Origin of the sequence: Streptomyces sp. NPDC004610, from assembly GCF_040609715.1 — a bacterium.
Taxonomy (GTDB): Bacteria; Actinomycetota; Actinomycetes; order Streptomycetales; family Streptomycetaceae; genus Streptomyces.
Map to the genome: position 1 here is coordinate 41,135 of NZ_JBEXLA010000008.1, position 21,719 is coordinate 62,853.

Below are 21,719 nucleotides of genomic sequence, written 5' to 3' on the forward strand. Positions count from 1 at the left end.
GTGGGGAGCAGCATGTGACGGGCAGGCGGTCGCCCGCGCGCCGGCCGACGATGAAGGACATCGCACGGCGTGCCGGGGTCTCCGAGAGCGCGGTCTCCTTCGCGCTGAACGGGCGTCCGGGGGTCTCCGAGGTGACCCGGGACCGGGTGCGCCGGGTCGCCGAGCAGCTGGGCTGGCGGCCGAGCACCGCGGCCCGTGCGCTCTCCGGGGAGGGCGCGGCGACGGTCGGCTTCGTGCTGGCCCGGCCCGCTGACACGCTCGGCGTGGACTCCTTCTTCCTCCAGTTGGTCTCCGGTATCCAGGAGGTGCTGGCGGAGCGGCATCTCGGGCTGCTGTTCCAGATCGCCCGGGACATCGCCGACGAGTGCGAGGTCTACCGGCGCTGGTGGGCCGAGCACCGGGTGGACGGCGTCCTGGTGGTCGATCCGCGCACCGACGACCCGCGCCCGGCCCTGCTGGACGAACTGGGCCTGCCCGGCGTGGTGATCGGCGGCCCGCCCGGCGAGGGGCACCCGCTCCTGTCCACGGTCTGGGCGGACGACGCCGGGGCCATGGCCGCGGTCGTGGACGAGCTGTACGCGCTGGGGCACCGCCGGATCGTGCACATCGCCGGGCTCGCCGGACTCGCGCACACCGAGCGCCGGATCCGTGCCCTGCGCGCGGAGGCCGGGCGGCGCGGGCTCACCGAGGTGCGGTCGGTGACCACCGACTACTCGGACGCGGAGGGCGCGGCGGTGACCCGCCGGGTGCTGTCCGGGCCCACTCCCCCGACGGCCCTGGTCTACGACAACGACGTGATGGCCGTCGCCGGGGTCGCCGCCGCCTCGGGGCTGGGCTTCTCGGTGCCGGGTGAGGTGTCGGTGGTGGCCTGGGAGGACTCGGCGCTGTGCCGGATGGTCCGGCCCTGGCTGTCCGCGCTGTCCCGGGACACGGTCGAGTTCGGCCGTACGGCGGCCCGGGAGCTGACCGCGCTGCTGGACGGCGGCCCGGCCCGGACCGTCCAGGTACCGGTACCGCGACTGATCGAACGGGAGAGCACGGGGCCGGTACGGGGTGGTTAGGGGCGGTTCGCGCGGGTGACCAGGCGCTTCACGAACCCTGACCGCCCGCTCGTTAAATAATTTTGCATGACATGCACTTTTGCATACCATGCAAGCCATGCCGGAGAAGAGTGCCGCCGCGGGCGGTGGGCTGCGGGAGCGGAAGAAGCGGGCCACCCGTGCCGCGCTCGCGGAGGCGGCGGTACGACTCGCCGCCGAACACGGAGTCGAACAGGTCACCGTCGAAGCGATCAGCGCCGCGGCGGGTGTCTCCGTGCGCACGTTCTTCAACTACTTCGACACGCGCGACGACGCCTTCGTGGTGATCGACTCGGAGCTGAGCACCCGGGTGCGCGACGCCGTCCTCCACGCCCCGCCGACCGTCCCGCCGCTCGACGCGGTCCGGGACGCCATCGCGGCCGAACTCGTCGAGGCCGAGGAGCAGCACGAGGTGTGGCAGTTGCACGCCACGGTGCTGCGCGCCGCCCCGCATCTGCTGGTACGCGCCCTCGGCGCGCACACGGCGGAGGAGACCGGTCTCGCGCTGGCCGTCGCCGAGCGCCTGCGCGGCGCTGCGGCAGGCGCCCCCGGTCCGGTCGCCGCCTGCGGCGAGGAGCGCCGGAACCTGGAGCTGTATCCCCGGCTGCTGGCCGCCGTCGCCGGTACGGCGGTCCGGGTCGCCGTCGAGCACTGGAGCACCCGGCCCGAGGAGCGCCGCTTCGCGGAGGTGTTCCGGGAGACGTTCACCCTCCTCGCGGCCGGACTCCCGGCTCCGCCGGGCTGACCCCCGACGGACGCCGGACACCCGCCCGGCACCGGCCCTCGCGCCGCGCCCCCGCTACGGCCCCGCACCCCGTACCCGCCCCTCGTCCCTCCCCCCGTCCTTCTCCCCCGTCCTTCTCGCGCGCCGCCCGAGCGGCTTCGCCCCGCCCCGCCCCGAGTCCGCCCACTCGCGCGATCACCTGATCGTTCGATCGCCCGATCACCCAACGATCATCACCGTGGAAAGAGCTGTCGTGACCGCACCACCCGAGACGCTCGAACAGGCGTCGCCCACCGCCATGACCCACCGGCAGATACTCCAGGCCATGTCCGGTCTGATGGCCGGTATGTTCGTCGCGATCCTGGCGGGCACCGTCGTGTCGAACGCGCTGCCCCGCATCATCGCCGACCTGAACGCCAGCCAGTCGTCCTACACCTGGGTCGTCACCTCCGAACTGCTGGCGATGACCGCCACCGTGCCCCTGTGGGGCAAGCTGTCCGACCTCTACAACAAGAAGCTGCTGCTCCAGCTGTCGCTGGCGATGTTCGTCGTCGGCTCGCTGCTCGCCGGGTTCTCCCACAACGTCGATCTGCTGATCTTCAGCCGGGTGATCCAGGGCATCGGCGCCGGTGGTCTGACCGCGCTCGCCCAGGTCGTCATGGCCGCCATCATCCCGCCGCGCGAACTCGGCCGGTACGCGGGCATCTTCGGCGCCGTGTTCGCCGTGGGCACGGTGGCCGGGCCGCTGGTCGGCGGGGTGCTGGTGGACACCGAGTGGCTGGGCTGGCGCTGGTGCTTCTTCATCGGCGTGCCGTTCGCGCTGCTCGGTATCGCCCTGCTCCAGCGGACCCTGCGGCTGCCGACGGTGCGGCGGCGCACCGTGCGGATCGACTGGCTCGGCGCGTTCCTGATCGTCGCGGGTGTCTGCGCGCTGCTGATCTGGGTGTCGCTCGCGGGCAACCGGTTCGACTGGGCGTCCTGGCAGACCGCCGCGCTCACCCTGGGCGGCGCCGCGCTGCTCCTGGGCGCGGTGTTCGTGGAGGCGCGCACCCCCGAGCCGGTCATCCCGCTCGACATCTTCCGCAACCGCACGGTCACCCTGACCACCGTGGCCAGCCTGTTCGTCGGTGTCGCCATGTTCGGCGGCACGGTCTTCCTCTCCCAGTACTTCCAGGTCGCGCTGGGCAAGTCGCCGACCGTCGCCGGGCTGATGAGCCTGCCGATGATCCTCGGTCTGCTGGTCTCCTCGACCGTCGCCGGGCAGGTGATCAGCAGGACCGGCAGATGGAAGCGGTACCTGGTCGCGGGCGGGATCATCATGACCGCGGGTCTCGCGCTGCTCGCCACGATCGGCGCCGACACCCACTTCGCCCTGCTCAGCCTCTACATGGCCGTCCTGGGCATCGGCGTCGGCATGCTGATGCAGAACCTGGTGCTGGCCGCCCAGAACGACGTCCCCGCCGCCGAACTGGGCGCGGCCACCTCCGTGCTGTCCTTCTTCCGCAGCATGGGCGGCACGATCGGTACGAGTGTGCTCGGCGCGATCCTCGCCAACCGGGTCGCCAGTGAGATCACCAAGGGCCTCCAGGAGACGGGCGGGGCCAGCGGGGCGGCGGGCGGCTCGGGTGGCGGCGAGTCCTCGCACGCGGTCCCCGACATGACGACGCTGCCCGAACCGATGCGCGGCATCGTGGAGCACGCCTACGGGGTCGCCACCGCCGATCTGTTCCTGATCGCCACGCCGTTCGCCCTGCTGGCGCTGATCGCCGTGGTGTTTATCAAGGAGAAGCCGCTCAAGACGACCAGCGGCATGGAGCGCCTCGCCGAGGAATCGGTGGCGGAACGGGTCGGCTGAACCAGCCGGTCCACCGACACGCCCACGGTCACGTCGTCCACCGCGAGGACCGCCGCTGTGCCCGCGTTGATCACGGTGGCCTCGACGCTTTGCGCACCTGATCGTTCGATCAGCGAATGGGCCGAACGAGCAGCGCGGATCGCCAGTGCGCGTCCTTCGGCCGCTGACCGAGCGCGACAACGTTGTTCCCGGCTCCGGCCTCGGCCGACGGGAACAGGAACGGGACGCCGTCGGCCTCGATCGGGCCCTCGGGCAGTTCCTCGCCGGGGAAGGGGTAGCCGGAGCCGTCGAAGTTCCCGCCGTGCGCTCCGGCCGTGTCGATGCCGTCGTTGTCGAAGTAGGCGTCCAGGGGGACCGGCACCGGGTCCGGTACGGGCACCCAGGGACCCGCCGCGCCGTCCGCGTCCGTCATGGCGTCGGCCTCCCCTGCCGCGGCGTACGCCCCGCCCGCACCGGCGAGCGGCAGAGCGGCGGCGGCTGTGGCTCCCGCAGCCGCGCCCAGCACCGTGCGTCTTGGATATCTGGCCATGAAGGCTCCAAGCGGCTTGATTCATCGGATGTCTTGAGAGTGGGTGGAGTTCCGATGACTGTCAACGGGGTGCGCTAGGGCCTGAGTTGAGAGAGTCGTCCGATGTCAGGCGGAAGCCGCGCCCGGCGGGTCGGGCGGGGCGAGCGGGGCGAGCGCGTAGGGCGGGTCCGACGGAAGGGGCCCGGGAGGGGCGCACGGCTTGGATGCGTACCGGCGAGTACGGGGCCGGGTCGGGCGGCGTCGGGCCGGAGGGCCCCCAGGGGCCGTATACGACGCCGGGAAGGCGTTACACACCGAGAACCCGAACGGCGGGGGGGGGGAGAGACGGACGGATGCGCACCGGCGGGGAGAAGGGAGCCGGAGGCCGCATGGACGTGATGGGGGCACGTCCATGCGGGCGTCGATCGCGGAGGGTCCGGCGGGACGGTCCCGCGCGGATCCGGTCGGTCAGTCCACGCTGGGCAGGATGTGCGGCTCGGCGAGGTCGTCCTCGTAGCCCGCCAGGCGGATGGGGGCGGACCTGGCCCACACATCGAGGCTGCCGATCTCGCCCGGCCTGCGGTCCGCGCGCTGCGGACGTTCCTTGGGGCGCTGATCGCGATCTGTCTTCTCCGGTGTCACCGCGCACTCCTTATGTGTCGGGTCACCCTCGGGGCATCACCGGCCACGTTGCGCTCCGGCGCCTGACGCCCGTTCGGGTCTGTCTTGAACGGTCGGACGCGGTGGCGCCGGCAACTGTGAGAGAGAAGGCCGTGATGAACCGGCTTGTCCCGGGACGGACCATGGGTGTGGGTGGGACCCCTTGAAGCTGTCCGTCGCCCTCAGATTAACCAGATGAGCGGGCCTCCGCTCGATAGGGCTGAAAACAACGGGTAACTATCGGACATCGCCGCGTGCTCGCTCTATCCATTTCTACACCCGTTTGTTACATAATGCGTCATTTTGGAGTCACCCGTTCGGCGGAGCGTGACGAACGGAGCCGCGAGCCGGTCACCCCGTTCAGATGCCGTTGGCTGGGGCGAAAGCTCGCCATGCTCTGCTGCCTTCCGGTACCGCCGGATCGCGGGAGGACTGACGCATGGAGCTGCGCAGTGTCGACGAGCTGATGGACCTGCTGCACGCGTGCCGGGGTGCCCGGGACACCCCGGACGGCACCGGCGACCCGGTCGATCCGCACGATCACGCCCTCCGGACCGCCGCGCTGCTGCGCCGGAGCCGCCCCGCCGACAAGGAACTCCAGGTGGCCGGGCTCGTCCACGGCATCGGGCAGTTGCTGCGGCCCGGTGACGACGCCGGGCACGCCGACCGCGCCGCCGACGCGGTACGCGCCCTGCTCGGCGAACGGGTCTCCCGTCTCGTACGGCTCCATGTGCCCGCCGGGCGCTATCTCGCCGCCGTGTCGCCGGACCGGGGGCTCTCGCCGCGGAGCGCGCTGACCCTGCGGGCGCAGGGCGGGCCGATGAGCCCGGCCAAGGCCGCCGCCTTCGCCCGGGACCCGCTCGCCGAGGACGCGATCGCGCTGCGCCAGGCCGACGACGCGGGCAGGACCGCGGGGCTGGACGCGGGCGTGCTGGAGGACTGGCGGACGGTACTGGAGCTGGTCGCGGCGCGGAACTCCCGCCTGGGGGCGATGGACTGACCCGGGGCGGCCCTCACCGCACCGGCCGGTGAGGGCCGCCCCGGCACACCCCGCGTGCCGCGCACGGCACACCCGGCGGCGCCGCCCTGTGCTTCCTCCCACCCCGGCCCATCGACCGTCCCTCGCCCCCGTCCCGCGCTCCCTGCCCTGCGCTTCTCCCCCGACCTCCGGCCCCGGCCCCCCGCCGTCGCGAATGGCAGCCCCCTGGCCCCGATGCGATCGTGGAGAAAGCGTTCGCCGGCAGGCACACCCCCGGCGCATCGACCGGGACGCTCCGGTGGACGGTCGCGGAAGGTCGACCCGATATGAGCGACATCAACCCGCCGCCTCCCACCCACGAGGCCCCCGCACCGCCGCCCCCGCCGCCCTCTCCCCCGTCCGCCCGGGGCACCGCCCACCACCACCGGGACCTCTCCCGGACCGTTCTCTTCTACGCGCTCGCGCTCGCCGCCCTGCTGCTCGGCATTGCCGCGCTGCTGGTCGGTATCGCCTGGTCGGACCTGGCGGACACGGCCGACAACAGCCGCCCCTTCTGGTGAGCGGGGCAGTGCCCACCTACCACTTACCAGGGGCGTAGTCCTTGAGGAAGACGCCGTACAGATCCTCGCCGCCCTCGCCGCGCACGATCGGGTCGTAGACCCGGGCCGCGCCGTCGACCAGGTCGAGCGGGGCGTGGAAGCCCTCGTCGGCGAGGCGCAGTTTGTCGTAGTGGGGGCGCTCGTCGGTGATCCAGCCGGTGTCGACCGAGGTCATCAGGATGCCGTCGGTCTGGAACATCTCGGTGGCGCTGGTGCGGGTCACCATGTTCATCGCGGCCTTGGCGGCGTTGGTGTTGGGGTGCCCGGCGCCCTTGTAGCCACGGCTGAACACGCCCTCCATCGCGGAGACATTGACGACATGGGCGCGCTTGCTCCGCGCCGTGCGGGCGGCCTCCGCCATCACCGGGCGGAGCTTGCTGATCAGGATGAAGGGGGCGGTGTAGTTGCAGAGCTGGGTCTCCAGCAGTTCGACCGGCGAGATCTGGTCGATGCTCTGCACCCAGGTGTTGGAGTCCACGACATCCGGCACCAGGCCGCCCGCGTCGATGGCGGTGCCGTCGCGGTGCCGCTCCACGCTGGCGTTGCCCGCGACCAGGGCGAGATCGGCGACCTGCTGGGCGTCCAGGCCGGAGGTGCCGAGCGGCAGGGCGGCGAGTCCGTCGACCGCGCCGGAGTTGAAGGCGCCGATCACATGCTGGGCGGGCAGTTCCCCGGCGGGCAGCGGGGCGCTCTCGCCGTCGACCAGGGCGGCGTACGCGGACGGCAGCCGTCGTACGGTCTGGGTGGCGTTGTTGATCAGGATGTCGAGCGGGCCCTGGGCGGTGATCCGGTCGGCGAGGGCGACGACCTGGGCGGGGTCGCGCAGATCGATGCCGACGACCTCCAGGCGGTGGATCCAGTCGGCGGAGTCGTCCATGGCCTTGAAACGGCGGACGGCATCCTTGGGGAACCGGGTGGTGACGGTGGTGTGGGCGCCGTCGCGCAGCAGCCGCAGGGCGATGTACATGCCGATCTTGGCCCGGCCGCCGGTGAGCAGGGCGCGCTTGCCGGTGAGGTCGGCGCGGGCGTCGCGCTTGGCCCGGTTCTCGGCGGCGCAGTCCTGGCAGAGCTGGTGGTAGAAGTAGTCGACCTCGACATAGCGGGTCTTGCAGACATAGCAGGAGCGGGGGCGCTGGAGTATCCCGGCGATGCGGCCCTGCTCGGTGCGGGAGGAGGGCAGCAGGCCCTCGGTCTCGTCGTCGATGCGCTCGGCGGAGCCGGTCGCGGTGGCCTCGGTGACCGCCTTGTCGTTGGCGGTCTTGGCGGCCCGGCGCTCCTGGCGGCGGCGCTGCTTCACGGTGCGGTAGAGACCGGCGGTGGCGCGGCGTACGGCGATGGCGTCGGGGTGGTCGACCTCCAGCCGGTCGAGTTCGGCCAGCACACCGAGGCAGACGGCGAGCCGCTCGGGGTCGATGCCGGGCCCGAACACCGCCGTGTCCGGGGCCGTCGCCGCGTGCGGGACGGTCACCTCGTCCGGGGTCGCCGAGCCGTCCTGTGTCACCGTCATCGCCGCTGCCGTTCCCTGCTGCCCGCGCGGCGCTCCGTCCGCGTCCGCTGTCCGAACCGCGAATTTTACGGAGCGCCGGGCCCGGGATCCAAACCCGTCAGCGGGGGGTGAGACCGGGCTCGCGGGGTGTGACGGCCGTCCCCGGCCCGGCGGACCCGGGCGACGGCTCGGTTACTGGGGCCGAATCGGGCACCCTCGCCCGTACCGCCCCCGCCTCTTCCGGCCCGCACGCCACGACCGGCACCCTGACCCGCGTCCCGGGCCCTGGGGTCCGGGTTGGCGTCCCCGGACCGGGGTCCCGAGCCGGTGTCTCCGGACCGGAGGCCCGAGCCGGCGTCTCCGGCGCCGGATCCCGGGCAGGCGTCCCTGGCCCGGAGGCCCGAGTCGGCGTCTCCCGCGCCGGATCCCGAGCAAGCGTCCCCGGCCCGGAGGCCCGAGTCGGCGTCTCCGGCGCCGGATCCCGGGCAAGCGTCCCTGGCCCGGGGGTCCGAGCCGGCGTCCCCGGCCCGGCGCCCCGAGCCCGCGTCCCACGCCCCGGATCCCGAGCCGACGTCTCCCGCTCAGGATCCCGAGCCGACGCCCCCCGCCCCACGCCCCGCGCCGACGCCCCCGCCCCGTAGGCCGCCGCCCCGAGCCCCTCCATGCCCGGCCTCTCCGGCTCGCACGCCGTGATCAGGGCGGCCACCTCCTCGCGCACCGCGTCCGCGAGGCGGTCCAGGTCGGGGACGGCCCGCGCGTCGGCGACCAGGCCGAAGTGGACCTGGCCGCGGTAGGTCGACATGGCGACGGCGAGGGACTGGCCGCGGGCGAGCGGGGCGTAGGGGTGGACGGCGGTGAGCGGGTTGCCGCCGAGCCTGAGGCAGAGGCCGGGCAGGGGCACGCTGGTGACCAGGATGTCGAACCAGAGCCGGGCGGCCTGCGCGGCCAGCGGTCCGCCGAGCCGGTGGCCGAGCGGCGGGACATGGTCGGCGAGCAGCGCGACCGCGCCCGCGCCCCGGCCGGGTCCGGCGTCCTTGTTGCGGTCCATGGCGGCGCGTACGGTGCCGAGCCGGGCGAGCGGGTCCGGGTCCTCGACCGGGAGCCGTATCAGGTAGCCGGAGAGGCGGTTGCCCTGCGGGTGGGCGGTGCGGGGGCGGCGCTTGGAGACCGGGATCAGGGCGCGCGGGCGGACGCCCTCGGTGTCCTCACCGCGCGCGTCGAGCCAGCGCCGCAGCGCCCCGGCGACGACGGCGATCAGTACGTCGTTGACGGTGCCGCCGACGGTCTTGCGGACGCGGTGGACGTCGTCCAGGTCGATGACGACCCCGGCGGTGCGGCGGGTGCCGCTGGGCTCGGCGGTGAGGCCGGGCGCGGGGCGGGCGGTGAGGGTGGAGAAGGCGACGGAGGCGCCGATGTCGACGGCGCGGCCGACGTCGGTCACGGCAGCGGTGAGGGCGTCGCGGACCAGGCCGGGCAGACGGCGCACATCGGGCAGGCGGGAGCGGCGGGGTTCGGGGCGGCGCGGGCGCGGGGCGGGCAGGTCCATGGGGTCGAGGATCGCGGCGGCCAGGGTGAGGGCGCGCAGTCCGTCGGCGAGGGCGTGGTGGAACTTGAACAGGACGGCGAAGCCGGTGCCGTCGGCGCCGGGCAGCACATGGGCCTCCCAGGGCGGGCGGCCACGGCGCAGCGGGCGTTCCATGAGCCGGCCGGCCTCGCCCTGGAAGTCGGCGGTGGGGGCGTGCAGCCGGATGTGCTCCAGCGGGTCGAAGTCCGGGTCGGGCTCGCGGGTGGCACCACCGGCGGCGAGCGGGCGGAGCGGTCCGGGCGGCTGCCAGACGTCCCGGATCCGCATGCGCAGTCCGGGTACGCCCGCGGCGCGGGCGGCGAGCAGGTCGGCCGCGTGGGCACCGGCGGTGGGTGAGTGCGCGGCGAACACGCCGAGGGCGCCCAGGTGCATGGGGTGCCCGTCGGTCTCGATGTTCCAGAACGCCAGATCGAGGGGTGCGAGCGGGTCAGGGGTCACGGCTTGCCTCGCGTAGAGGACGGGTGGGCAAGCAGTGAACAACGCCCGGACAATTACGGTCAAGTACGATCAGGCTACACTCAGTTAACAACGGATTAAGTCAGGGAGCGTCCGACCTCCTCGATCACGCTGGTCACAGGGGTCACATGACCCGTTCGGCGGCGCGGTCCGGGCCGCGCGCCGGGAGCGTACGCGGGCGCGGCGCGGGGGCGCGACATGGGTGAATTTCGGCCACCCGGGCCACACCGGGGCCACCGAGGACCACCGGGGGCCACCCTCAGCCACCCGGGGCCACAGGGGCCCGCGCAAGCCACCCGGGGGTCCTCCGCAGCCACCCACGACCACCCACGACCACCGCCGCCCACCGCCGCCCACCGGGGATCGTCCCGCACCACCCCCGAGCGTCCGTCCCGTCCGGCGGCGGCTACGACACCCGCTGGCCCTTGCCCAGGGCGATCACACCGCTCTTGGAGACGGTGTACAGCTCGGCGTCCCGGTGCGGGTTGACGCCGATCGTCGCGCCCGGCGGAACCTCCACGTTCTTGTCCAGCACCGCCCCGCGCACCACCGCGCCCCGCCCGATGTGCACGTTGTCGTGCAGCACCGAGCCCTGCACCACCGCGCCCGGATCGACAACCACCCCGGGTGACAGGACCGACCGGGTGACCTGCCCCCGGATCAGGCACCCGGAGCTGATGATCGACTCGCTGGCCATCCCGCCCGCGTTGAACCGGGCCGGGGAGAGCTGGTTGGAGTGGGTGTAGACGGGCCACTGCCGGTTGAACAGGTTGAACGCCGGGCGCTCGGCGATCAGGTCCATATGGGCGTCGTAGTACGCGTCGAGCGTGCCCACGTCCCGCCAGTAGCCCTGGTCCCGGCTGGTCTCGCCGGGGACGTGGTTCTCGTGGAAGTCGTAGAGCAGGGCCTCGCCGCGGTCGGTGAGCTGGGGCAGGATCGAGCCGCCCATGTCATGGACCGAACGGGGGTCCTCGGCGTCCCGCTGGAGCGCCTCGATCAGCACCTTGGTGGTGAAGACGTAGTTGCCCATGGAGGCGAACACCCGCTCGGGGTCGTCGGTCAGCCCCGGCGGGTCGGCCGGCTTCTCCAGGAAGCGGTCCACGGTCCGGCCGTCCGAAGCGGGCGAGATCACCCCGAACGCCGACGACTCCGCGCGCGGGACCCGCATCCCGGCCACGGTGACGCCCGCGCCGCTCTCGATGTGCTGGGAGATCATCTGGCGCGGGTCCATCCGGTACACATGGTCCGCGCCGAACACGGCCACGTACTCGGGCTGTTCGTCGTAGATCAGGTTCAGGGACTGGAGGATGGCGTCGGCGCTGCCCAGGTACCAGCGCGGGCCGAGCCGCTGCTGGGCGGGGACGGGGGTGATGTAGTTGCCGAGCAGGCTGGACATCCGCCAGGTGGTGGTGATGTGCCGGTCCAGCGAGTGCGACTTGTACTGCGTGAGCACACAGATCCGCAGGATGTCGCCGTTGACGAGGTTCGACAGGACGAAGTCGACGAGCCGGTAGGTGCCGCCGAAGGTGACCGCGGGTTTCGCGCGGTCGGCGGTCAACGGCATCAGGCGCTTGCCCTCACCACCCGCCAGTACGATCCCGAGTACGGAAGGCCCTCCACGACGCATGGCCGCTCCCCTCACCCCTGGTTGTGACCCATCCATGCCCTCGCGCCCGGCGTACTACGCCTGTTCGAGGACCTCCTGGTAGAGCCGGACGGTCCGGCGCGCTATCGCGTCCCAGCCGAACTCCTCGACCGCCCGCGCGCGTCCCGCCCCGCCCATCCGGCGCGCGGCGCCAGGATCGGCGAGCACGGTGTCCAGCGCGGTCGCGAGGCCCGTCTCGAACTCCCCGTCGACGTCCACCAGCAGGCCCGTCTCGCCGTGCGCGACGACCTCCGGGATGCCGCCGACCCGCGACGCCACCACCGGGGTGCCGCAGGCCATGGCCTCCAGGTTGACGATACCCAGCGGTTCGTACACGGAAGGGCAGACGAAGACGGCCGCATGGGTAAGCAGCTGGATCACCTCGTCGCGCGGCAGCATCTGCGGGATCCAGTGCAGTCCGGCGCGGACGCGGCTCAGTTCCTGGAACAGCTCACGGAACTCGCGGTCGATCTCGGGCGTGTCGGGGGCGCCCGCGCACAGCACCACCTGGGCGGCCAGGTCGATGCCGCGCACCGCGCGCAGCAGATGGTCCACGCCCTTCTGGCGGGTGATCCGGCCGACGAACAGCACATAGGGCCGCTCCCGGTCCAGACCGATCCGGTCCAGGACGTCGGTGGCGGGGTCGGGCCGGTACAGGCTGGTGTCGATGCCGTTGTGCACGACATGGACCCGGCTCTTGTCCAGCGCGGGGTAGCAGCCGAGGATGTCGTCGCGCATGGCGGCGGACACGGCGATCACCGCGTCGGCGGCCTCCACGGCGGTGCGCTCGGCCCAGCCGGACAGGGCGTATCCGCCGCCCAGTTGCTCGGCCTTCCAGGGGCGCAGCGGCTCCAGGGAGTGCGCGGTCAGCACATGGGGGACGCCGTAGAGCAGTTTGGCGAGATGGCCGGCGAGATTGGCGTACCAGGTGTGGGAGTGGACCAGTTCGCGGTCCTCCAGCCCGGCGGTCATCGCCAGGTCCACGGAGAAGGTGCGCAGCGCGTCATTGGCGCCGTCGAGGGCGGACCAGGGCCGGTGGCGCTGGACGCCGTCACTGCGGCCCTCGCCCCAGGAGTGCACGTCCAGATCGACCAGCGCGCTCAACTCCCGCGCCAGGAACTCGACATGGACACCCGCACCGCCGTACACGTCCGGGGGGTACTCCCGGCTCAGCAGTCCCACACGCACCCGGAGCCCCCTGTCGCTTTGGCCGGTTCAGACATGGTCACCCACAAGGGGCCCGTGGGGAAGAGCGCATGGGGCGCGTGAGACGACGGTCACCGCGCGGGGGCGATACGGGCCGGGGAGGCTGCCCGAACGGGCGGCGCGGTGTCCCCCACCCGCGCGCGGGTGTCGTGTACGGCGTACGGCGCTCAAAGGCGGCCCTCGCACCGGGCGCGCGGGGCACCCGGCCACAGGCGTCCCTCGTCCCCTCCCGGGTGCGCGGTGCGGCCCCGGCATCGCTCCCCTCACCCCCTCCCCGGCACCCGGCTCAGGCCGCAGTCGCCGCACAGGCCGCCGCCCGGCACCCGGTAGTAGAGGCAGCAACTGCGGCGCCGGAAGGCGGTTCCCTCGAAGGTGCCCGTACCGGCGAGCGGCGGGTGGGTGAACAGGGCGCGGGTCAGCGCCCGTGAGCGGGCGGCGGCATCCTCGCGGCCGTTGCCGCGCGCCCAGCGGTCGAGTTCCCGGGCGGCCCCGGCGAGCGCGGAGGCGGCGTTGCCCCACAGCAGTCCGTCGGCGAGCGGGACCTGGGCGCGCAGGGCGCTGTGCAGGGGTTCGAGATGGCCGCGCAGCACACTGTCGGCGACGGTGGCGGGGTCGGCGGGGCGGGGGCGCACCTCGGTGAGCAGGAGATCGTCGGGGGCGCTCGCGTCGGGGTCCCAGCGCAGCAGCCGGGGGTCCAGATCGGGGACGCGGCCGTAGAGGGCGGCGCAGCCCAGGGTCACCGACCAGAGGCGGGCGGCCAGGCCGAGCTGGGCGATCGAGGCGGCGACGCGGGGCTCGGGGGCGTGGAGCGACCGGGCCACCTTGCGGACACGGAAAGTCAGCGGAAACGGGTAAACATCCGATGTCGAGTTTTCGTATGCTTGTGCGAGCGTCGGTGACGACGTGAGGGGGGCCCGCTCCGGATCCACGGTCGTGCGCAGTACGAAGAAACCGCCGAGCGGCCGGAGCGCGGTGAGTGCCGGGTCGAGTTCCACGAACAGCAGTAGTACCAGGGCCCGCTGGCCTCGCGTCCCAGGTCACGGGGCGCGGCGCCCGGCGGCCGTACCCCGGGGGTCGCCCCCCTCTGGGATGACGGGGCGCGCTGAGTACTCCATCGGCAGTAGGACTCATTGAGTGCTCAGGTACGACGACGGGAAGCGATCGAGGGGGCATCGTGTTGGCTATGAAAGACGATCGTTCGCCGCGCCGGGTTGCACGCCCCGGCCTGACGCAGAGGAGCCGCCCATGAGCGCCCTCGCGTTCTCCGTGCTGCTGTCGCTGGTGTCCGCCGTGGCGTACGCGGGCGGGGCCATCGTGCAGGAGCGCGTGGCGGAGGCGTCGTCCGCCACGGCCGGTGAGCAGTTCGCGCCGCTGCGCCGCCCGGCGTGGTGGTTCGCGGTCGCGCTGAACGGCCTCGGCGGGCTGCTGCATGTGGTCGCGCTGGCCTTCGGCCCGCTGAGCGTGGTCCAGCCGCTCGGCGCGCTCACCATAGTCTTCGCGCTCCCGATGGCGGCCATGTTCGTCGGCCGCAAGGCGGGGGCGACGGCCTGGCGGGGCGCCGTGATGGCGACGCTGGGTCTGGCCGGGCTGCTGTCCCTGGTCGGGAGCACGGGCTCGCGGTCCCTGAGCGACGGCCAGCAGCTCACGGCGTTCACGGTCACCGCCCTCGTGGTGATGGCCCTGATGGCCGCCGCCCGCGCGGTGGGCCGCAAGCCGGTGGCGCGCAGTGTGCTGCTGGCGCTGGGCTCCGGTATCGCCTTCGGTATGTCCTCGGTGTTCACCAAGACCGTGGCCGTCGAGTGGGCCGGTGGACCGTCCCTCACCGAGCTGCCCGCGCTGCTCGCGATCGGGGTGCTGGCCGTCGCCGGACTGCTGCTGTCCCAGGCGTCCTACCGCGGCGCCGGACTGGCCGCGCCGCTGGCCACGCTGACCGTGGTGAACCCGGTCGTCGCCGCGGCCGTCGGGATCACGATGTTCGGTGAGACCTTCCGCTACGGCACGACGGGCACCACCCTCGCGCTGAGCTGCGGGGTGGTCGCGGCGGGCGGGCTGATCCTGCTGACCACGGAGCGCATCCACCGCACCTCGCAGCCGCCCCCCGGCGCGTCCGAGCCGGCCGCGTCCCAGGGACCGGACATGGGTGGCGCCCAGCGGGTCGCCGTCCGCGCCGGAGAGGCCCTGGAGGAGGCGCTGGACGCCTTCGTGCCGGGCCCCGCGCCCGACGGCGACGGCCGGACCGACGGAATCGGCGGTCCGGTACGGGCGAGCCGTACGGCGGTGCCCCGGACACCGCGCGTGCCGGTCACCTCGTCCACGGCACCGGCGACCGTGCCGGACAGCCCGGCGGGCCTGATGAACCGCCCCTATCCGGTGTACGGCGGCCCGTTCGTGCCGCTGCCCCTGCTGGACCGGCACCGCACCAGGGTCAGATCCTGACCCCGCCGGACGACGGCGCCCGGCGGGGACGCGTCAGACCTTGACGCCGCCCGCCCGCAGATAGGCCAGGGGGTCGATGTCCGTACCGAAGCCGGGCCCCGTCCGCACCTCGAAGTGCAGATGCGGGCCCGTGCTGTTGCCGGTGTTGCCGGAGCGGCCGATGCGCTGCCCGGCCGTCAGGGACTGTCCGTCCTTCACGCTGATCGCCGACAGATGGGCGTACTGGCTGTAGCGGCCGTCGGAGTGGCGGATGACCACCTCGTAGCCGAACGAGCCGGACCAGCCCGCGCTGACCACCGTGCCCGCGCCGATCGCCTTCACGGAGGTGCCGGTGGGCACGGGGAAGTCGACGCCGGTGTGGTAGCCCTTCGACCAGGAGGAGCCGGTGGCCCGGTAGCGGGTGCCGGAGGCGGCGGCCACCGGGGCGACGCGGGTGGGCTGGTCGGCCTTGCTGGTGCTCGGCTTCTTCTCGGTCCCGGAGTCGGTCTTGGGCTTGGGCTCGGTCTTGGTGGACGTCTTCGGCTCGGCGGTGTCCTTCTTGGCGGGCGCCGGGGCCGTCGCGGCGGCCTTGCCGGACAGGGTCAGGCGCTGGCCGGGCAGGATCAGGTCCGGGTCGGCTCCTATGGTGGAGCGGTTGGCGGAGTACAGGCCCTGCCAGCCGCCGCCCACCTTGCTCTTCCCGGCGATGGCGGACAGTGTGTCGCCGCGCACCACGGTGTACATCTCGGCCTTGCCCGCGCGGGACTGCGGGGTGGTCTGCGGCTGGACATCGGGCGTGGCGGCCGGTTTGGCCTTCTGCTGGGCCGGGCGGGGGGTGTTCCCGCCGTCCGGGTCGATGTCCGGCTCGGCCCCGTCGCGGGTCAGTCCGGCCCGCTGGGAGCAGACCGGCCAGGCGCCGGGGCCCTGTCCGTCCAGGACCTTCTCGGCGACGGCGATCTGCTGGTCCTTGGTGGCGAGGTCCGCGCGCGGCGCGTACCGGGTGCCGCCGTACGCCTCCCAGGTGGACTGGCTGAACTGGAGACCGCCGTAGTAGCCGTTGTCGGTGTTGATGCTCCAGTTGCTCGTCGACTCACAGGCGGCGACCTTCTCCCAGGTCTCCACGTCCGCGGCGTGCGCGACGCCGGTGCCGATGAGCGGGAGGGCCATACCGGCGCCACCCGCGGTGACGGTCAGTGAGGCGCGGTTGATCCTGTTCGGCTGGTACCGGCGGTGCCGGCCGCGTACGGCCATGAAGTTGCCCCCTCGACATATGTCAGCGGCCCAAAAGTAGGGGGGAAGAACAGGCCATGACAAGACGGCAATCGGTTCACCGCCGGGTCAAATGGCGCGGAACAGCCGTAGGTTGACCGGTTTCCGCGCGCGGGCGCCGAGGCGGAGGGGGTCTGTGCCACGTACTGAGACGCGGGGGGCTCCGAAGGTGCGGCCGGGGTGGGCGGACGTCAGGATGGCGGGGAGAGGTACCTTCGCAGGGTTCGGCTTATTTATTCAGGATCGGCGCATTCGATCGGATCGGTGTCCGGGATCGTTTTCGGACCATCCCCGATGGATTGATCGATCGACTGATCGGATGATCACCGACCGGATGGTTGAGGAGCAGGCGGACATGAGCAACACAGCCCAGATCGGCGTCACGGGACTCGCGGTCATGGGCCGCAATCTCGCCCGCAACTTCGCCCGGAACGGCTACACCGTCGCGGTGCACAACCGGACCGCGGCGAAGACGCGCGCCCTGGTGGAGGAGTTCGGCGACGAGGGCGAGTTCATCGCGGCCGAGACGGCGAAGGATTTCGTGGCGGCGCTGGAGCGGCCCCGCCGGCTGGTCGTCATGGTGAAGGCGGGCGGCCCCACGGACGCGGTGATCGAGGAGTTCGCGCCGCTGCTCGAACCCGGTGACATGATCATCGACGGTGGGAACGCGCACTTCGCGGACACCCGGCGCCGGGAGCGCGACCTGCGCGAGAAGGGCATCCACTTCGTCGGCATGGGCGTCTCCGGCGGCGAGGAGGGCGCGCTGCACGGCCCGAGCATCATGCCGGGCGGACCGAAGGAGTCGTACGACTCGCTGGGCCCGATGCTGGAGAAGATCTCCGCGAAGGCGGCCGACGGGGCACCCTGTGTCACCCATGTCGGCCCCGACGGCGCCGGGCACTTCGTGAAGATGGTCCACAACGGCATCGAGTACGCCGATATGCAGCTGATCGGCGAGGCGTACCAGCTGCTCCGCGATGTCGCCGGGTACGGGCCGGCGCGGATCGCGGAGATCTTCCGCACCTGGAACCAGGGGCGGCTGGACTCCTACCTCATCGAGATCACCGCCGAGGTGCTGTCCCATGTGGACGCCGCGACCGGCAAGCCGTTCGTGGACGTGGTGGTCGACCAGGCCGAGCAGAAGGGCACCGGCCGCTGGACCGTGCAGATCGCGCTCGATCTGGGCGTGCCGGTCTCCGGGATCGCCGAGGCGGTCTTCGCGCGCTCGCTGTCCGGGCACGCGGCTCTGCGGGCCGCGTCCCGCGATCTCGCCGGGCCGAAGGCGTCGCCGCTCGGCGAGGCCGAGGCGGCGGCCTTCGCCGACCGGGTCGAGCAGGCGCTGTACGCGTCGAAGATCGTGTCCTACACCCAGGGCTTCCACGAGATCGCCGCGGGCAGCGACGAGTACGACTGGAATGTCGACCTGGGCGCGGTCTCCGCGATCTGGCGGGGCGGCTGCATCATCCGGGCGGCGTTCCTGGACCGTATCCGGGCCGCGTACGACGCGCGGGCGGAGCTGCCGAGTCTGCTGTCCGACGGGACGTTCGCGCGGGAGATCGCGGATGCGCAGGACGACTGGCGCGAGGTGCTGATCGCGGCGACGCGTGAAGGGGTTCCGACGCCGGGGTTCGCGGCGGCGCTGGCGTACTACGACGCGCTGCGTGCCGAGCGGTTGCCTGCGGCGCTTACGCAGGGGCAGCGGGACTTCTTCGGGGCGCACACGTATCGGAGGGTGGATCGGGAAGGGGCGTTCCACACGTTGTGGGGTGGGGATCGGGCGGAGGTTTCTGCGTAGGGGGTTTGTGGGGGTCGGGTGCGCGGGGCCGTCGTACCGGTTCGGTGCGGGTGTGTGGGGGTTGAGCGCGCAGTTCCCCGCGCCCCTTTGCGGCGTCGGGCCTCAGCGGGTCACCGGGTGCCCGGGGGCCGTCGTACCCGGTCGGTGCGGGTGCGTGGGGGCTGGGCGCGCAGTTCCCCGCGCCCCCTCGCGGCGTCAGGCCTCAGGGGGGTCGCCAGGTGCCCGGGGCCGTCGTACCCGGTCGGTGCGGGTGCGTGGGGGCTGGGCGCGCAGTTCCCCGCGCCCCCTCGCGGCGTCGGGCCTCAGGGGGGGCGCCGGGTGCGCGGGGCCGTCGTACCCGGTCGGTGCGGGTGCTCGTGGCGTCGGGGTTCTGGGGGTTTAGGGGGCGGTCAGGGGGCGGCCCGGTTCTGGGGCTGGGGCTGGGGGTGGTTCTGGGGGGATGGGGGGTGGGGTGGGGATCGGGGGTGGTTGTGGGGGTGGGACCGGGGTGGGGTACGGGTCCGGTGGGGGGTGGGTCATGGTGGGCCTCCGGAGGGGAGTCGGCCTGTTGCGGTTACTCCCCGGGTACCCGGCAGCCGTGACCTCAGTCACGCGGGCGGAGCCGTGCCGCCGCTGCCAGGCCCGGCCGGGGGCTGGACAGGACCGGTACGGGTGTCGTGGTGAGCCGGGCCGCGGGAGCCATGGACGCCTGGGCCAGGACGATGCTGTCGGCGGCGGTGACGGCGTCCGCCGCCGACGCCACCAGCCGGGCCGCGGCGTCCGGGTCACCGGCCGTGAAGCGGTCCCAGGCGCCCTCGACCAGCCGGACGTCCAGCCGGACCGGGCGGGCGGCGCGGCGGGCCTCCTCCTCGATCAGCGCGGCCGTGGGCGCGAGTGTGCTCTCGACGGTGGCGAGGACGGTGATACGGGGCCCCTCGGCGACCGCGGCGGCGGCCATCGGCCGGTCCACGCGCAGCACGGGCACCGCCACCGGGAGGGACTCGGCGACCGCGCCGATCGTCGAGCAGGTGCACAGCACCGCCCAGGCCCCGTCGGCGACCGCGCCCTCGACGGCCGCCCGCACCTCGCCCGCCACCGCCTCCGGGCCGGTACGGCGGGCCCGGTCGAGCAGGCTCTCGTCCACCAGGTGCCGCAGCGTGAGGGCGGGGTGGTGCCGGTCGCGCAGGGCGTCGAAGGCGGGGATGTGGACGGGGGAGGTGTGGAGGAGGGTGAGCATGGGCGTGCTCGGCGACTCAGAAACGGCCGGGGTGCGCCCGCAGCCACTCCGTCGCCGCGCGCAGCAGCTCCGGGTCGGCGGCCGGGGCCTCGTCGGGGTGGCGCTCGGCCCACTTGATGACGTACGGGCACAGCGGTGCGACGGGGATACCCTCGCGGGCGGCGATCGTGTACAGCTCGCGGGCCAGCGACCCGGCGATGCCCTGGCCCTCGTAGGCGGGCTCGACGGTGGTGTGCACGGGGACCAGGGCGGGTGCCGGGGATTCGAGGACGAAGTACGCGATCCGGCCCGCGACCTCGTCGCCCCGTACCGCCTCCAGCCGTCCCGCGGCCCGGTCGTCGCGGATCTCGGTCTCGCTCATGGGACTCCCCTTCGTTGTCGGAACGGCCCCGTCAGCGCGTCGCCGCCGTCTGCGGGCCGCGCAGTTGGTCCGTGCCCGGCACCGGTTCGGCCGGGTCCGTACCGAGCGCCACGATCCGGTTCGCGCCGTCCACATGCACCACCTTCGGGCGCAGCGACCGCGCCTCGGCGTCGGTCAGCTGAGCGTAACTGATGATGATCACGAGGTCTCCCGGGTGGACGAGATGCGCGGCGGCGCCGTTGATCCCGATCACGCCGGAGCCGCGCTCGCCCTCGATGGCATAGGTCTCCAGCCGGGCGCCGTTGCTGATGTCGACGATGTGCACCAGCTCCCCCGGCAGCAGATCGGCGGCGTCGAGCAGATCGGCGTCGATGGTCACCGATCCCACGTAGTGCAGATCGGCCTGGGTGACGGTGGCCCGGTGGATCTTGGATTTGAACATGGTGCGCAGCATCGGGGTGCTCCTGGATCCATGCTCCCTGCCTGCTTCGATCTTCGACGCAGGTCAAGGGCGGTTTCGGCGTCTGCGCCGGTGGGGCTTCGCTGGTGTGCGCGGCGGACTCCCGGCCCGTCGGGACTCGCGCCGACCCGCGTGCCGTCCGGCACCCCAAGGCTAAGCAGCGCCCGTCGCAGGGCAGCCGTGATCACGGTCACTCCGATGGTGCGGGGGGGGAGGGGTGAGGGGCCGCGCGGGCGGCCCCTCAGCGGTGCCGGGGTCAGCCCCGGGGGCGGGTGACCAGGCGTCCGCGGACCTGGCCCTTGCGGACGCGGTCCAGGCCCTCGTTGAGGTCGGCGAAGTCGATCTCCTCCACGACCGGGGTGATCCGCCCCCGCTCGATGAAGCCGAGCACCTGCCGCAACTCGTCCTTGCTCGCCCCGTACGAGCCGCGCAGTTCCACGCTCTTGCGGAGCAGGGCGGCGTAGGACAGCGTCGTGGTCGGCGCGCCGATCCCCACCACGACGACCCGGCCGAGTCGGCGTACGACGTCCACGGCGTCGGAGGTCGTGACGCCGACGCCCGCGAAGTCGATGACGACCTCGGGCTGGAGGTCCGCGAGCGCGGACAGCTGCGTGAAGCAGTCGCGGGCGCCGGCCTCGCGGGCGGCCTCGAAGGTGTCGGGGTTGACATCGACGCCATAGACCTCGGCGCCCGCGATCACGGCCGCGCGGACCCCGTTGAGGCCGAGACCGCCCAGGCCGACGACGGCGACCACATCGCCCGGCCCGACCCGCCCCTCCGTACGGACGGCGTGGTAGGCGGAGACGACCGAGTCCGTGGCGACGGCCGCGTGGACGGTGGAGACGGTGTCGGGCAGCGGCACCAGGGTGGAGGCATGGGCCGCCAGCCGCTCCGCGTAGCCCCCGTCGACGCCGATGCCGGGCGCGTACGGCAGCTGCACCTCCGGGTGCGCGACCAGCGCCACGGCCACCCGGTCGCCCACCGCGTGGCCGGTCACCCCGTCACCGAGGGCGGAGATGGTGCCCGCGACCTCGTGCCCGAGGGTGAAGGGCGCGGGGCGGGACAGCTCGATCATGCCGTCGATGAGATGGATGTCGGTGTGGCACAGCCCGACGGCCTCGACATCGACCACCACCCACCCGGGCCCCGGCACCGGGTCCGGAACGTCGGCCGGTTCCAGGGGGGCGCCCTTCGCCACGTACCGGAAAGCCTTCATCGATCACTCCAAGCCGCTTCGACCCGACAGATACGCGGCCCACCCCATCACGCGTCAAGTCCCTTTCCCCGTAGGGCGGTTGAAGTCGGTCCGGATGGGCAGTCCCTGGCGCCCACCTGTCCCGTGGGGGGGTGGTTGTGGTGGGGCCGTGGGGTGGTCGTGGTTGGCCCGTGGGGCGGTTGCGGTTGGGCCGTGGGGCGGTTGC

General features: G+C 73.1%; 18 protein-coding genes and 1 pseudogene. 7 read left to right on the plus strand and 12 right to left on the minus strand.

Annotation, left to right across the window (positions count from 1 at the left end; all coding sequences use genetic code 11):
- Positions 1-50: 50 nt before the first annotated feature.
- From ABZX40_RS10805 to ABZX40_RS10815, 3 genes are all read left to right on the plus strand, one after another.
- On the plus strand, positions 51-1,061 hold the full coding sequence (locus tag ABZX40_RS10805; protein ID WP_355747035.1) for a LacI family DNA-binding transcriptional regulator: 1,011 nt from the start codon (positions 51-53) through the stop codon (positions 1,059-1,061).
- Positions 1,062-1,158: 97 nt separating this feature from the next.
- A complete protein-coding gene (locus ABZX40_RS10810) occupies positions 1,159-1,824 on the plus strand; it encodes a TetR family transcriptional regulator (RefSeq protein ID WP_355746902.1) in 666 nt (221 codons plus the stop codon).
- A 277-nt stretch (positions 1,825-2,101) separates the two neighbouring features.
- Positions 2,102-3,658, plus strand: a complete 1,557-nt coding sequence (locus ABZX40_RS10815) for an MDR family MFS transporter (RefSeq protein ID WP_355747038.1) — start codon at positions 2,102-2,104, stop codon at positions 3,656-3,658.
- Between the two features lie 109 nt (positions 3,659-3,767).
- Here the strand turns inward: ABZX40_RS10815 and ABZX40_RS10820 are convergent, their stop codons facing one another.
- Positions 3,768-4,187, minus strand: coding sequence for a hypothetical protein (locus ABZX40_RS10820; protein ID WP_355746905.1), 420 nt, complete (start codon positions 4,185-4,187; stop codon positions 3,768-3,770).
- A 447-nt stretch (positions 4,188-4,634) separates the two neighbouring features.
- On the minus strand, positions 4,635-4,808 hold the full coding sequence (locus ABZX40_RS10825) for a hypothetical protein (protein WP_355746907.1): 174 nt from the start codon (positions 4,806-4,808) through the stop codon (positions 4,635-4,637).
- Positions 4,809-5,265: 457 nt separating this feature from the next.
- On the opposite strand from ABZX40_RS10825, the gene ABZX40_RS10830 reads away from it, so the two are divergent.
- Both ABZX40_RS10830 and ABZX40_RS10835 read left to right on the plus strand, forming a co-directional pair.
- The gene (locus ABZX40_RS10830; protein WP_355746910.1) at positions 5,266-5,826 is read left to right on the plus strand and encodes a metal-dependent phosphohydrolase; all 561 of its coding nucleotides are present in this window, start codon (positions 5,266-5,268) and stop codon (positions 5,824-5,826) included.
- 305 nt (positions 5,827-6,131) lie between these two features.
- Complete coding sequence (locus tag ABZX40_RS10835) at positions 6,132-6,365, plus strand: hypothetical protein (RefSeq protein ID WP_355746913.1); 234 nt, start codon at positions 6,132-6,134, stop codon at positions 6,363-6,365.
- A 16-nt stretch (positions 6,366-6,381) separates the two neighbouring features.
- Here ABZX40_RS10835 and ABZX40_RS10840 read toward each other — a convergent pair whose 3' ends face one another.
- The 5 genes and pseudogenes from ABZX40_RS10840 to ABZX40_RS10860 all read right to left on the minus strand — a co-directional run bounded on the left by ABZX40_RS10840 (position 6,382) and on the right by ABZX40_RS10860 (position 13,795).
- A complete protein-coding gene (locus ABZX40_RS10840; protein WP_355746916.1) occupies positions 6,382-7,911 on the minus strand; it encodes an SDR family NAD(P)-dependent oxidoreductase in 1,530 nt (509 codons plus the stop codon).
- A 658-nt stretch (positions 7,912-8,569) separates the two neighbouring features.
- Positions 8,570-9,913, minus strand: a pseudogene (locus tag ABZX40_RS10845) (wax ester/triacylglycerol synthase family O-acyltransferase); the annotation flags it as partial.
- A gap of 424 nt (positions 9,914-10,337) precedes the next feature.
- Positions 10,338-11,558 (minus strand): glucose-1-phosphate adenylyltransferase, encoded by a 1,221-nt coding sequence (gene glgC / locus ABZX40_RS10850; protein ID WP_355746919.1) that lies wholly within the window; start codon positions 11,556-11,558, stop codon positions 10,338-10,340.
- Between the two features lie 54 nt (positions 11,559-11,612).
- Entirely contained in the window at positions 11,613-12,764 is a 1,152-nt protein-coding gene (glgA, locus tag ABZX40_RS10855) for a glycogen synthase (protein ID WP_355746922.1), read from the minus strand.
- A gap of 281 nt (positions 12,765-13,045) precedes the next feature.
- Positions 13,046-13,795 (minus strand): (2Fe-2S)-binding protein, encoded by a 750-nt coding sequence (locus tag ABZX40_RS10860; RefSeq protein ID WP_355747041.1) that lies wholly within the window; start codon positions 13,793-13,795, stop codon positions 13,046-13,048.
- A 232-nt stretch (positions 13,796-14,027) separates the two neighbouring features.
- On the opposite strand from ABZX40_RS10860, the gene ABZX40_RS10865 reads away from it, so the two are divergent.
- Entirely contained in the window at positions 14,028-15,218 is a 1,191-nt protein-coding gene (locus ABZX40_RS10865; RefSeq protein WP_355746925.1) for a DMT family transporter, read from the plus strand.
- Positions 15,219-15,251: 33 nt separating this feature from the next.
- Here the strand turns inward: ABZX40_RS10865 and ABZX40_RS10870 are convergent, their stop codons facing one another.
- A complete protein-coding gene (locus ABZX40_RS10870) occupies positions 15,252-16,448 on the minus strand; it encodes a transglycosylase family protein (protein WP_355746928.1) in 1,197 nt (398 codons plus the stop codon).
- Between the two features lie 373 nt (positions 16,449-16,821).
- Here ABZX40_RS10870 and gndA point away from each other — a divergent pair, with 373 nt between their 5' ends.
- Positions 16,822-18,261 carry an NADP-dependent phosphogluconate dehydrogenase gene (gene gndA / locus ABZX40_RS10875; RefSeq protein WP_355746931.1) on the plus strand — a complete coding sequence of 480 codons (1,440 nt, stop codon included), beginning with the start codon at positions 16,822-16,824 and terminating at the stop codon, positions 18,259-18,261.
- Between the two features lie 583 nt (positions 18,262-18,844).
- On the opposite strand, the gene ABZX40_RS10880 is transcribed toward gndA, so the two are convergent.
- The 4 genes from ABZX40_RS10880 to ABZX40_RS10895 form a co-directional block, all read right to left on the minus strand.
- Positions 18,845-19,477 (minus strand): aspartate/glutamate racemase family protein, encoded by a 633-nt coding sequence (locus tag ABZX40_RS10880; protein WP_355746934.1) that lies wholly within the window; start codon positions 19,475-19,477, stop codon positions 18,845-18,847.
- 16 nt (positions 19,478-19,493) lie between these two features.
- Positions 19,494-19,838, minus strand: a complete 345-nt coding sequence (locus tag ABZX40_RS10885) for a GNAT family N-acetyltransferase (protein WP_355746937.1) — start codon at positions 19,836-19,838, stop codon at positions 19,494-19,496.
- Between the two features lie 31 nt (positions 19,839-19,869).
- Positions 19,870-20,292, minus strand: coding sequence for an aspartate 1-decarboxylase (gene panD / locus ABZX40_RS10890; protein ID WP_355746940.1), 423 nt, complete (start codon positions 20,290-20,292; stop codon positions 19,870-19,872).
- A 262-nt stretch (positions 20,293-20,554) separates the two neighbouring features.
- On the minus strand, positions 20,555-21,514 hold the full coding sequence (locus ABZX40_RS10895; protein WP_355746943.1) for a zinc-binding dehydrogenase: 960 nt from the start codon (positions 21,512-21,514) through the stop codon (positions 20,555-20,557).
- Positions 21,515-21,719: the final 205 nt, after the last annotated feature.